The following is a 13,809-nucleotide window of genomic DNA, read 5'->3' as shown; positions in this document are numbered from 1 at the left end:
CTTAGTAAAAAAACTCCTCACTATAATAAGTAAGAAGTTGAAAATTACTTATCATTCGACTATATCGTTGGTTTTAGCACCGTACTTTATTCAGCCGGTTGCTGAAGCATCATTGGGCCAAATCCCTTAGCTTCTCGAAATAAGATTTAATTTTAATTGTATTGCACTACATTACTACTATTGATGTTTCTACAATCAATTTATCTTTTAAAAAATGTCGGAATTTTCTAATTATTGTTATTCTAACGGATAAAACGATTTACATCAATGAAATAAATTAAAACACCCATCTTAATGCAGCCATAATAATAATGCCACCTACGATTGTAATAGTTAAACTACGTGTGATAACTGCAATCACTACTGTAGGGACCATCGTAATTAAAAATGGCACATTAATGCTATACCCCATCATTCCATCTTGTTGTTCAATCAAACCGTCAATAGCTAAAGCAGTAAATAGCGTAATTGGTATAAACGACAACCATTTTACAACTCTTTCAGATAGTTTAATTTTAGATATAAGTAAAAACGGTATTATCCGTGTAAACCACGTCACAATACCACAAAGCAAAATAACGATAAGCATGTGCGTCGTTGTTGTCATCGTTCCATCACCACCCCAATCCCAGCTGCTATCGTAGAAGCAAGTATAATTGCCACATAGGATGGCATAAAGAGACTTAAAAGAAGCATCATCACGATTACAGTAATAATCAATACAAAATACGTCTTAATGCGAGAGCGTTGAACTGATTCAAACTGTGATACAGCTAAAAAGATAAACATCGCTGCAATAGCGAAATCTAAACCTAACGTTTCTGGGTTGTTTATGTATTTTCCAAAAATAGCGCCCATAACACATGCAAATGTCCAAAACAAATAAGCTGTGATATTTAAACCGTGTAACCAACGATCATTAATTTTTTCTCCTTTAAGGTGTGGTGTAATTGCTACACCAAACGTTTCATCTGTAATGAGCGTTGAAAGCCCTATTCGATTTAATAAGCCGTACGATTGATAATTTGGTGCGAGTGTCATACTCAGTAGAAACATTCTGGAATTAACGATAAATGCTGTTAACACAATCGCAGAAATCGGTGTACCGGCGATGACTAGTGCACAAATAATGAATTGTGCAGCACCAGCATACACGAGTAAACAGAGTAAGATAATTTCAAGCAAACTAAATCCTGAGGCTACAGCTACAATTCCAAAAGACAACCCTACCCCAGCGTACCCTAATAATGTAGGAACACATTCTTTCACACCTTGCTTAAAAGTTACATGCGCTTCCATTACCTCACTCCTTTCATTTTTAATTTTTAAAAACAATAGATTAAGTTTAATATAAAGCAAGAGTTTCATTCAATGACTTTAGACTTACGTTTGTGTGACGGAAGACAACCCTCAGTTTAAATATGTTGTTATCAAAAGGTTTTTGATGTGTCAGAATTTTATGAAATATTTTAGACTTACCTGTTGTTTTCCGTACAAAAAATCATTGAGGTCACTTATATAATTTTATAAATTACGTTATTTTCACCCCTACCCCACCTCGATATAAATAAAGAGCATAGCAAATGCCTTTGCTACGCTCTTTTAGCCATGCTTGTTTAATTTTATTTTACAGGACGGATTTCTGTTTTACCGCCCATAAACGGAACTAAAGCATCTGGTATTGTAATAGAACCATCTGCGTTTTGATAGTTTTCAACGATTGCTGCAAATGTACGTCCAACTGCTAACCCACTACCATTGAGTGTATGCACTAATTCTGGTTTAGCATTTTTATCACGTTTGAAACGGATATTCGCACGACGCGCTTGGAAGTCAGTTATATTTGAACATGAACTAATTTCCTTATAATCATTATAGCTTGGTAACCAAACTTCTAAATCATATGTTTTGCTAGCTCCAAATCCAATGTCACCTGTACACAGATTCACACGACGATAAGGTAGCACAAGTTCTTCTAAAATCGCTTCTGCATGATTTGTCATTTCTTCAAGCGCATCCCAAGAATCTTCTGGTTTTTCAAAACGAACCATTTCAACTTTGTCGAATTGATGTAATCGAATCAGACCTCTTGTATCACGTCCAGCTGAACCCGCTTCACTACGATAACATGCTGATTGTGCTGTAAATTTAGCAGGTAAGACATCAGGACCTATAATTTCATTACGATAATAATTCGTTAGTGGTACTTCAGCTGTTGGAATTGTGTACAGCCCTTCTTTTTCAATTTTAAATAAATCTTCTTCAAATTTAGGTAATTGACCCGTACCATACATTGAATCTGCATTTACTAACTGTGGTACCATCATTTCTGTATAACCATGTTGTGTTGTATGTTTCGTTACCATGTAGTTCATTAATGCTCTTTCTAATTGAGCACCCTCACCAGTTAAGAAGACAAATCTCGCACCTGATACCTTAGCACCACGTTCAAAGTTAGCCATATTTAAATCTTCTACAAGATCCCAATGTGCTTTTTCTTCAAAATCAAAGTTTCTTGGTGTGCCCCAACGTTTAAGTTCTACGTTTTCTTCATCTGACGCGCCTACAGGAACATCATCTTGAATTATGTTTGGAATACGAGACAGTTTATCATTAAGATCATGGTCTATTTGATTTAAATCATCATCTAAGACTTTAATTTCATCTCCAAGTTTACGCATCTCAGCAATAACATCGTCTGCATTTTCTTTATTACGTTTCTTCTGAGCAATCTCTCCACTTACTTTGTTACGTTGTGCTTTCATTTCTTCAGCTTGGCTAATTAATTGGCGACGCTTTTCATCTAATGCTAAAATATCGTCAACTACTTGTGCATCCATACCACGCTTTGTTACTTTTTCTCTAACTAAATCAGGTTCGTTACGGAATAATTTAATGTCTAACATATCGCATTCATCCTTTCAATTTTTAAAAATGTTTGGATAATAACACAAAAAAGACCACATCCCCTCTACAAGGGACGTGGTCTACGTGTTGCCACCCTATTTAACAGCCTAATTAGACTGCACTCTCCATAAATAACGGCCAAAGCCGGTTGTTCTTCTAATAGTAGGTAGATTCACACTAACGTTGATTACTTGTTCACACCAACCACAAGTTCTCTGAAATCAAACAATTAATACTACTTAGCCTTCGAACAATAACTTATTAACTTGTTTTAAATATAGCAAATAACCTTATATTTTTCAAGAGTGACAGTGCTGACGTCTATTATATCTCATTCATATACGCAATATCGTGTAAATATTGCGATACCGCTGCGATATCTTTATGAAATTGTCTATCTTCTGTGATGGATGGTATGATTTGGCGTAACGTTTGATATTTTTCATATGTTTTTGGTGATAACTTATCAATATCTTTATATTCTACAGCTTGTAATGCAATAATTGTCTCTATCGCTAAGACACGTCGTGCATTCTCTACCATCATATAACCGTGACGAGAAGCAATTGTTCCCATAGATACATGATCTTCTTGGTTCGCTGACGACGGTATAGAATCAACACTAGCAGGATGTGCAAGGGTCTTATTTTCTGAAACTAAACTTGCTGCCGCATATTGCATAATCATTGCGCCACTTTGTAAACCTGGTTGTGGACTTAAAAATGCAGGTAAGCCATTATTCAATTGTGGATTCACAAGTCTTTCTAGTCTACGTTCTGAAACATTAGCCAGTTCGCTGACCCCTAATTTTAAGAAATCTAAAGCAAAAGCAATCGGTTGTCCATGGAAATTACCACCGGATATCACTAGTGTTTCATCATCTTCATCAAATATAAGTGGATTATCATTTGCAGCATTCATTTCAAATTCTAGTTTTTCTTTAACATAATTGAACACTTGGAAACTTGCTCCATGAATTTGTGGGATACAGCGTAACGTATAAGCATCTTGCACACGTACTTCACCTTGTGTCGTAGTTAACTCAGAACCTTCTAACCAATCTAACATACGCGCAGCTACATCAATTTGTTCTTGGAAGTTACGTGCTTTATGTACTTTTTCATTATAAGCATCTGTAATACCATTGAGTGATTGATGTGTAAGTGAAGCAATCCATTCTGCTTGATAGCCTAGACTTTCTGCTTCTATATAGTTGATTACACCCTGGGCAGTCATCGCCTGTGTACCGTTGATTAGTGCTAGTCCTTCCTTTGCCTGTAATTCTAGTGGCTTACGCTTCAAGTTATTTAAGACATACCGACTGTCTACCTCTTCACCTTGGTAAAAGACGTTACCTTCACCAATCAAGGCCAATGCTAAGTGAGATAACGGGGCTAAATCTCCAGAAGCACCAAGTGAGCCTTGTTGAGGAACTACCGGTACAATTCTATTATTAATGAAGTATACGAGCTGTTCGACTAAAGCTACTGTAGTTCCAGAATGTCCTTTAAGTAGGGTATTTAATCTTAATACCATCATCACTAATGACACTTCTTCTGAAAATGGATCCCCCATACCACATGCATGTGAACGGATAAGGTTAACTTGTAATTGATTATATTCCCCTTCATCAATACGCACATCACTGAACAAACCAAATCCTGTCGTAATACCATAGACTGTCTCTTTATTCGCTATAATATTCTCTACTGTTTGACGGCTTTGTTTTACCCGTTCAAAAGCTTCTTCAGTCACTTCCACCGTATCTTTCTCATATAAAAATTTCTTGATATCTTCAATTGTAAGCATTTCTCCATTTAATTGTAATGTCATTTCTCCATCTCCCTACTTATGAATTTAATTCGATTAATTCGAGTATACGCTTACATTTTCAGCAGAACAATAGCTTTTGAGACATCCGTAACATGGTATCAAATCACTGTTTTAATAGGGTAAAGTAGCATTCATCTTCATTTTAGAAAACTTAATCATTTTTTAACAACGTTACCTATTGACTTAAATGCAATGCAGGTTTATTATTTTCTATTGTATTAAAAAACAGCTTAAAAATTTAAAAACAAAACCCCTTCAATAGACAGCAATATTTTGCACGTATAATTGAAGATTTTAAAACCAATTTATAATTACTTTTGTAATTTTAAACTCTGACTTTTTACGTATATTATTCAAAAATGAATAGCATTAAATTATCATAAATTTTAAAAGGAGGTTTCAATATGGAAACTTTATCATCGGTAAACATTCCTAGACGTGAAGATGATACACATAAAGGTGATTATGGCAGAATCCTTTTAATTGGAGGTAATGCAAACTTAGGTGGCGCAATCATGCTTGCAGCACGTGCATGTGTTTATAGTGGCAGTGGGCTAATAACAGTAGCTACACACCCAACGAACCATGCTGCACTACATTCTCGTTGTCCTGAAGCAATGGTCATTGATATTAATGATACAAAAATGTTAACAAAAATGATTGAAAACACAGATTGTATCTTAATCGGCCCTGGATTAGGTTGTGATTTCAAAGGTAATAACGCAATCACATTCTTATTACAAAATATTCAACCGCATCAAAGGCTAATCGTAGATGGCGATGCTATAACGATTTTCAGTAAATTGAAACCTGAAATACCTGCTTGTCATGTCATTTTTACACCACATCAAAAAGAATGGGAACGTTTAAGTGGTATTCCAATTGAGGAACAAACATATGAACGTAATCGTGAAGCAGCAGATCGTATTGGAGCAACTATTGTCCTAAAAATGCATGGTACGGAGATTTATTTCAAAGACAAAGATTATAAATTACCAATCGGCACGCCTGCTATGGCAACCGGAGGCATGGGTGATACCCTAGCTGGAATGATTACGAGTTTCGTCGGGCAGTTTGATGACACTCAGGAAGCTGTCACAAGTGCAACATACGCACATAGCTTCATTGGTGAACAGTTAGCAGAGAAAATGTATGTCGTCCCGCCATCAAGACTTATAAGCGAAATCCCACATGCCATGAAATCATTAGAAAGCTAATTTATAACGAAAAAAGACCTACCTTAATGAGGTAGGTCTTTTTATATGTGTATTTATATTTAATCAAAGATTATTCTTCTTCGTTGTCATCGCTATCTGCATTATCGATATCTTCGTTAACACGATCCATAAAGTCTTCTCTTACTTCTTTACGGCCATCTTCTTCAGAGTTGTCATCTTCAACTTCTGTATGAATACCATTTCCTGGTGTGTTATCTTCTACAACTGCTTCATTACTAGATGACGCATCTTGTGATTCAGAATCCGTTGTTTGAGCATTTGTTAAACTTGCTTCATTTGCTTCAGATTCTTCAATTGCTTCAACTTCTTCTTCATCTTCCTCGTTTACTATAGCTACCGTAGATACAAATTGATTATCATCTAATTTGATTAATCTCACACCTTGGGCTGCACGACCATTTTGTGAAATGTCATTTACATCAATACGAATAATAACACCAGAATTCGTTACAACCATCAAGTCTTCTTCTCCTGTGACTGATGTTATACAAACAATATTACCATTACGTTCAGTAATCGTAGCAGTCTTAATACCTTTACCGCCACGGTTTGATAATCTGTAATCTCCTACAGGTGTACGTTTACCGTAACCATTTTCAGTAACGACTAGGATTTCATCATCCTGTTCCGCTTTAGTAACATCTAAGCCGATAACTTTATCCCCTTCTCTAAGCGTAATACCTTTCACACCTGCCGCTGTACGACCAAGTGGACGTAATGCAGTTTCGTGGAAGCGAATTAATGACGCATGCGCAGTACCGATAAGAATATCAGTTTCACCATCTGTAAGACGTACTGCAATCAGTTCATCATCATCTTTAAAGTTGATAGCAATCTTACCGTTTCTGTTTATGCGTGAGAAGTTGCTTAACGCAGAACGTTTAACTCTACCTTTTAATGTTGCAAATACAAGGTAATCTTCTTCACTTTCTAAATCTTTAACGGCAATCATTGTACTGATAGATTCATCACTATCTAACTCTATGGCATTGACTACTGGAATACCTTTAGACTGACGTGAGAGTTCTGGTACTTCGTAACCTTTAAGTTTATAAACACGACCTTTATTCGTAAAGAATAAAACGTGATCATGTGTACTTAACGTTACGAGTTGACTAACGAAGTCTTCTTCGAGTGTATTCATACCTTGTACACCACGGCCACCACGATGTTGTGATCTATATGTTGAAACAGGTAGACGTTTAATATAGTTATTATGACTTAATGTAATGACAATTTGTTCTTCAGGGATTAAGTCTTCATCTTCAATATTATCAAGTCCACCAAGTTGAATTTCAGTTTTACGTTCGTCACCGAAACGATCACGAACATCAATCAATTCATCACGCACGATTTGTAAAAGCTTTTCTTCATCTGCAAGAATTGCTTTTAACTCTTCGATATAAGCAATTAAATCATTGTATTCTGATTCAATCTTATCGCGTTCTAAACCAGTTAAACGTCTTAAACGCATGTCTAATATCGCTTGAGCTTGACGTTCAGATAACTTAAATTGCTCTTGCAAGCTTGCCATCGCAATTTTGTCGTTATCTGATTCACGTATTACTCTAATGATTTCATCAATATGATCCAGTGCAATTCTTAAGCCTTCTAAAATATGTGCACGGTCTAATGCTTTTTTCAAGTTGTATTCAGTACGTCTTCTTACAACTACTTTTTGGTGATCTAAATATTCAACCAATGCTTCTTTAAGCGTGATAAGTCTCGGTCTACCATTTACCAATGCAATCATGTTTACACCAAATGATGTTTGTAACGGTGTTTGTTTATACAAGTTATTTAGAACAACACTTGCGTTTGCGTCTTTACGAACATCAATTACGACACGTACACCTGTACGTAAACTTGTTTCATCACGTAAATCTGTAATACCTTCTATTTTTTTATCACGAGCTAATTCAGCGATTTTTTCTATCATACGCGCTTTATTGACTTGGTATGGTACTTCAGTCACTACGATACGTTGACGTCCGCCACCGCGCTCTTCTATTTCAGCACGAGAACGCATTATAACCGAACCACGTCCAGTTTCAAATGCACGACGGATGCCACTTTTACCTAGAATTAAAGCACCTGTAGGGAAATCAGGACCTTGGACATCTTCCATTAATTCAGAAATTGTGATGTCAGGGTTATAACTTAAACTTAATACGCCGTTAATAACTTCTGTTAAGTTATGCGGTGGAATATTAGTAGCCATACCAACAGCGATACCTGAAGCACCGTTAACTAGTAAGTTCGGGAACCTTGATGGTAAGACTGACGGCTCTCTTTCATTACCATCATAGTTATCTATGAAATCAATTGTATTTTTGTTAAGGTCTCTCAACATTTCAAGCGTAATTTTAGACATACGTGCTTCTGTATAACGCATCGCAGCAGCACCATCGCCGTCCATTGAACCAAAGTTACCTTGACCATCAATTAAAGGATATCGATAGCTGAAGTCCTGTGCCATTCTTACCATTGCTTCATAAATCGATGAGTCACCATGTGGGTGATATTTACCCATTACGTCCCCAACAATACGTGCAGATTTTTTATATGATTTGTCAGGTGTCATACCTTGTTCATGTAATCCGTATAATATACGTCGATGTACTGGTTTTAATCCATCTCTAACGTCTGGCAAAGCACGTGAGACAATAACGCTCATCGCATAATCTAAGAACGATTCGCGCATTTCATTGGTTATATTTCGTTCATTAATTCTTGATTCAGGTAGTTCAGCCATCAAGATATCCTCCTTCAAAAATTCAGTTCATTGTATTAGAAATCTAAGTTCGCATAGACTGCGTTATCTTCAATAAACTGTCTACGATTCTCAACAACATCGCCCATCAACATTTCAAATACTTGGTCTGCTTCTATAGCATCATCGAGTGATACTTGTAGTAACGCTCTATGTTCAGGATTCATTGTAGTTTCCCACAATTGATCCGCATTCATTTCACCGAGACCTTTGTAACGTGAAATCGACCATTTTGGACTTGGGTCTAGTTCTTCTTTAAGCTTATCTAATTCACGTTCGTTAAACACGTAATATTTTTGTTTACCTTGCGTCAATTTGAAAAGTGGTGGCTGCGCAATATACACATATCCCGCTTCTAATAACGGTCTCATAAAGCGATAGAAGAATGTTAAAAGCAATGTTCTAATGTGCGCGCCATCGACATCGGCATCTGTCATAAGGACAATCTTGTGATAACGTGCTTTACTCAAATCAAATTCTCCGCCAATTCCTGTACCAAAAGCAGTAATCATTGAACGAATTTCATTGTTATTTAGTATTCTATCTAATCGTGCTTTCTCAACATTTAAAATCTTACCACGTAATGGTAAAATCGCCTGTGTCTCTGAATCACGGCCTGATTTTGTAGACCCTCCGGCAGAGTCACCCTCGACGATAAAGATTTCACTTCGAGATGGATCTTTACTAGAACAGTCTGCAAGTTTACCAGGTAGACTTGAGATTTCCAATGCAGATTTACGGCGTGTAACTTCACGTGCTTTTTTAGCTGCAAGACGTGCATGTGACGCCATAATACTTTTCTCAACGACAATACGTCCGACTTGTGGATTTTCGTATAAGAATCTTTCAAACAATTCAGCAAATAGTTTATCAACGACTTGACGCACTTCTGAGTTACCAAGTTTCGTCTTAGTTTGTCCCTCAAATTGTGGATCACTATGTTTGATAGAAACGACCGCTGTTAAACCTTCACGTGTATCCTCACCTGAAAGTCGCTCTTTATCTTCTTTGATTATTTTACTGTTTAGGCCATAGCTGTTTAGCACACGAGAAAGCGCACGTTTGAATCCTTCTTCGTGCGTACCGCCTTCGTATGTGTGAATGTTGTTCGCATATGTTAATAAGTTAGTTGCATAACCTTTGTTATATTGTAATGCGATTTCAACTTCAATGTCATCTTTTGATTCATGCACATAAATCGGTTCATCATGAAGTGGTTCTTTCGTTTCATTCAACATTTCTACGTAAGATTTAATACCACCCTCATAGTGATATGAGTCTTCTCTTACTTCTTCTTCACGTTCATCTTTTAACGTAATTGAAATACCTTTATTTAAGAAAGCAAGCTCTCTTGTACGCTGTTGTAATGTATCATAGTTATATTCTGTAGTTTCAGTGAAGATCTCAGGATCCGCTTTAAAACGAATTACTGTACCAGTAGGCTTATCAGTTTCCCCGATGACTTTCAAATCAAATTGAGGTACCCCTTTTTTATAAGCCTGATGATAAATTTCGTTATCTTTATAAACGTACACTTCTAAATCTTCAGACAAGGCGTTAACTACTGATGAACCTACACCATGTAGTCCACCAGACACTTTATATCCGCCGCCGCCGAATTTACCGCCAGCATGAAGCACTGTCAAAATAACTTCTACAGCAGGACGTCCCATTTTTTCTTGAATACCTACTGGAATTCCTCGTCCGTTATCAGTAACTTTTATCCAATTATCTTTTTCTATAACAATTTCAACTTCGTCGGCATATCCAGCAAGTGCCTCATCGATACTATTATCGACAATCTCCCATACAAGATGATGCAAACCTCTTGCTGAAGTTGAACCTATATACATACCTGGTCGTTTACGAACCGCTTCTAGACCTTCTAATACTTGAATCTGACCAGCACCATAATCTTCCGTGTTGTTCACATCTGACAATGCTTCCACCTTCACTTTCTATTACTTTATAATTTCGCCTTGGTTGATGCGATAAAGTTTAGCGTTCTTCATAATTTCATGCTCTATACCGTCGACTGATGTTGTAGTTACAAAAGTCTGCACTTTATGTTGAATTGTGCTTAATAAATGCGACTGACGTGAATCATCTAATTCACTTAATACATCATCTAGCAATAAGATAGGGTACTCTCCTACTTCGATATTCATTAACTCGATTTCTGCGAGTTTTATCGATAAAGCAGTAGTCCTTTGTTGGCCTTGAGAACCATACGTCTGAGCATCCATACCATTTACATTGAAACCTAAATCATCTCTGTGAGGACCGTATAAACAAACGCCTCTATCTTTCTCGCGTTCCATATTGTCATTGAGCAAAGTTAAGACTTCTTCTAAGCGTTCCGTCTCACTTTTCTCTTCATCGCTGAGTTTTATACTAGGCAAATATTTTAATGACAATGTCTCACGTTCGTCCGTTATCCCAGAATGGATAGGCTTAGCTAGTGATTCAAGTTCTTTAATAAAATGTTCACGTCTGAGCGTAATTTTGAGCGCATACGCTGCAAATTGTTGATTTAAGACATCTAGCATTGTGCTATCTGTCTTTTGACCATATTGCAGCTGCTTCAAATAATTATTTTTTTGTTTTAAAATTCGCTGGTACTGAGACAAATCATTTAAGTATACTGCAGAAATTTGTCCAAGCTCCATATCTATAAATCTGCGTCTAATTTGTGGTGATCCTTTGACAATATTTAAATCTTCAGGCGCAAACAATACGACGTTCAAGTGACCAATATATTGAGTCAGTCTACTTTGTTCCAAGTGATTAATTTTAACTTGCTTACCTTTTTTGGTTATAAACATCGTTAAAGGCATTTCACCGTATCTATAACTAAGTTCACCTTCTATTTTAGCATAGTCCATACCGAAACGTATAAGTTCCTTGTCATTGGACGTTCTATGACTTTTAGCCAACGCTAATGTATAAATAGATTCAAGGAGGTTTGTCTTCCCTTGTGCATTCTCACCTATCAATATATTTACCTCTGGATGACAATCAAGGGTAACTGAATCATAGTTACGATAATTTTCTATCTGGAGTGTCTTTAATCTCATTCTTCACCTTGATGTAAAATAACAAATGAACCGATTTCTGGTATGACAATGCTATCTTGATGGTTTAACTTTTTACCGCGACGTGTTTCACGTTCGTCATTTATCAAGACATCAAAATCTTGTAAGAACCATTTTGCTTGTCCACCAGATTCGATAATACCTTCTGTCTTTAGAAATTGCCCTAAAGTAATGTCTCCATCAACGATTACCTCTTCAACCAAATCAATCACTCCGTTTCTTTTAAGCTCACTAATATATTATACCTTTTTTCACGAAAAATTTCATGTAAAATACAGTGTGTAAGCGTATTCTTATAACTAATTTCCACTTCTTTTTAATAATTATCTACAAAGCCCGTTATAGTAGTTGTTTTACATGTAATATTATATCAAATTTCGAGTAGTTTTAATCCGATTTTATGATTCTCTATCCGTAATTTTCAAATATAATTCGAAATTATATCTGCATTTTAATATTTGAGATTTTAAATGACATTTAAAGCGTGTTTTAGACGTATTTTAAAATTCTATTAAAATACCCTAACAATTAACTATAAATGCTTATATTTAATCTCTCAGTGCCTTTAAAAATGAAATATACCACTTAAAATACTTCTGAAATTTAAGCTTGTCTTAAAAAATGTCCCCTGCTTTATTTATATACACGCATATAGACCAGTAATTACTTTCGAATTTAAAAATGAATAGAAAAAACCCCAGACAAAATAAATTGTCTAGGGATAAGTTATTAATTTCTAATATGTTCTGATTGGTAGAATTAATTGTGTTACCGAATCATCGTCTTTAGGTTTTAAAATAAATGGTTTCATTGTGCCGAAGAATTCTATTTCGACTTCGTCATTATCAATTGCTTTCAATGCATCCATCATATATTTCGAGTTGAATGAAATCTTCAAGTTGCCACCATCAACGTTACTTGCTTTAACGTCTTCGTTAACAGTACCAATTTCAGGAGATGTTGAAGATAATTCTACTAATTCATTACCAGTACTTAATTTAATAACGTTATTACCACCTTCACGTGCTAATAATGATGCACGATCGATTGCATGATAGAATTCACCGTTATTAATGCCTAATTTAATTTCGTAATTCTCTGGGAATAAACGAGATGTATCAGGATAGTGCCCTTCTAATAAACGTGAAATAAAGTTCACATTGCCAACTTTGAACAGTACTTGGTTTGATGCAAAGAAGATATCAATCTCTTCTTCACTATCTGTCATTATTTTATTTAACTCTGATAATGCTTTACCTGGAATGATGACATTTTTATTTTCTGACTCGTCTTCTAATGCCACTTTTCTTACAGCCAAGCGATGCGAATCAGTAGCTGTGCATATTAATTCACTATCTTGTATAAGCCAGTTAACACCAGTGAGTACTGGGCGTGTTTCTGAGGTGGACACTGCGAAATTCGTCTGTGCTATCACGTTTTTAAGTACTTTTACAGATAATTGAATCGCATCATCGCGAGAAACTTGTGGTAATAATGGATATTGATCTGGATCTAAACCACTTAAGTTAAATTCAGAATGGCCTGAAGTAATTAATGTTTGAAATTGTTCATTTGTAGAAAGTTTTACTTCTTTACCAGGTAATTTTTTAATGATGTCTACGAAGAAACGACCAGGGAGTACGACTGATCCAGTTTCTGCAACTTCTATAATGTCTTCACCATCAACTTGTTTAGGTATAGTGATTTCGATAGATATTTCTGAGTCAGAACCAGTAAGTATCACTTCGTTATTTTTAACTTCAATTTTTATACCAGTTAATATTGGTAATGTAGTTCTTGGTGAGATGGCTTTTAATGTGTCATTTAATTGAGCAATAAAATAATCTCTTCTTATTGTGAATTCCATCTAATTTTCAAACTCCTTCCAGTCGTTTATATATAAATTATATAGGTTTTAAAACAGTAGTAATAGTAGTAGGGCTTGTGGATTACGGGATAACTT

Annotated in this window: 10 protein-coding genes, 1 riboswitch and 1 other annotated feature; of the genes, 1 reads left to right on the top strand and 9 read right to left on the bottom strand. The window is 35.8% G+C overall.

Annotated features, from left to right (window positions below):
• Positions 1-45 precede the first annotated feature (45 nt).
• A riboswitch (SAM riboswitch) is annotated at positions 46-146 on the bottom strand.
• A gap of 131 nt (positions 147-277) precedes the next feature.
• The 4 genes from AOB58_RS09015 to hutH all read right to left on the bottom strand — a co-directional run bounded on the left by AOB58_RS09015 (position 278) and on the right by hutH (position 4,740).
• Positions 278-607: an AzlD domain-containing protein gene (locus AOB58_RS09015; RefSeq protein WP_064783318.1), complete on the bottom strand. Its 330-nt coding sequence runs from the start codon at positions 605-607 to the stop codon at positions 278-280.
• A complete protein-coding gene (locus AOB58_RS09010) occupies positions 604-1,299 on the bottom strand; it encodes an AzlC family ABC transporter permease (RefSeq protein ID WP_046465668.1) in 696 nt (231 codons plus the stop codon). Before AOB58_RS09010 ends, AOB58_RS09015 begins: the two co-directional genes overlap by 4 nt.
• 323 nt (positions 1,300-1,622) lie before the next feature.
• The gene (serS, locus tag AOB58_RS09005; RefSeq protein WP_056936191.1) at positions 1,623-2,906 is read right to left on the bottom strand and encodes a serine--tRNA ligase; all 1,284 of its coding nucleotides are present in this window, start codon (positions 2,904-2,906) and stop codon (positions 1,623-1,625) included.
• Positions 2,907-2,973: 67 nt separating this feature from the next.
• Positions 2,974-3,165, bottom strand: a binding site (T-box leader).
• 66 nt (positions 3,166-3,231) lie between these two features.
• Positions 3,232-4,740, bottom strand: coding sequence for a histidine ammonia-lyase (gene hutH / locus AOB58_RS09000; protein WP_046465666.1), 1,509 nt, complete (start codon positions 4,738-4,740; stop codon positions 3,232-3,234).
• Positions 4,741-5,144: 404 nt separating this feature from the next.
• Between hutH and AOB58_RS08995 the strand changes: the two genes are divergently transcribed.
• Positions 5,145-5,957, top strand: a complete 813-nt coding sequence (locus AOB58_RS08995) for an NAD(P)H-hydrate dehydratase (RefSeq protein ID WP_064783317.1) — start codon at positions 5,145-5,147, stop codon at positions 5,955-5,957.
• A gap of 70 nt (positions 5,958-6,027) precedes the next feature.
• Here the strand turns inward: AOB58_RS08995 and gyrA are convergent, their stop codons facing one another.
• The 5 genes from gyrA to dnaN all read right to left on the bottom strand — a co-directional run bounded on the left by gyrA (position 6,028) and on the right by dnaN (position 13,713).
• Positions 6,028-8,733: a DNA gyrase subunit A gene (gene gyrA / locus AOB58_RS08990; protein ID WP_064783316.1), complete on the bottom strand. Its 2,706-nt coding sequence runs from the start codon at positions 8,731-8,733 to the stop codon at positions 6,028-6,030.
• A 35-nt stretch (positions 8,734-8,768) separates the two neighbouring features.
• Entirely contained in the window at positions 8,769-10,700 is a 1,932-nt protein-coding gene (gyrB, locus tag AOB58_RS08985) for a DNA topoisomerase (ATP-hydrolyzing) subunit B (RefSeq protein WP_172457950.1), read from the bottom strand.
• A 12-nt stretch (positions 10,701-10,712) separates the two neighbouring features.
• Positions 10,713-11,828: a DNA replication/repair protein RecF gene (recF, locus tag AOB58_RS08980; RefSeq protein WP_002511869.1), complete on the bottom strand. Its 1,116-nt coding sequence runs from the start codon at positions 11,826-11,828 to the stop codon at positions 10,713-10,715.
• On the bottom strand, positions 11,825-12,058 hold the full coding sequence (yaaA, locus tag AOB58_RS08975; RefSeq protein WP_172457949.1) for a S4 domain-containing protein YaaA: 234 nt from the start codon (positions 12,056-12,058) through the stop codon (positions 11,825-11,827). Before yaaA ends, recF begins: the two co-directional genes overlap by 4 nt.
• 524 nt (positions 12,059-12,582) lie before the next feature.
• On the bottom strand, positions 12,583-13,713 hold the full coding sequence (gene dnaN / locus AOB58_RS08970; RefSeq protein WP_002506215.1) for a DNA polymerase III subunit beta: 1,131 nt from the start codon (positions 13,711-13,713) through the stop codon (positions 12,583-12,585).
• Between the last annotated feature and the right edge of the window lie 96 nt (positions 13,714-13,809).

This window comes from Staphylococcus sp. AntiMn-1 (assembly GCF_001663395.1).
Lineage (GTDB): Bacteria > Bacillota > Bacilli > Staphylococcales > Staphylococcaceae > Staphylococcus > Staphylococcus equorum.
This window is presented reverse-complemented; position numbering and strand designations above follow the sequence as displayed.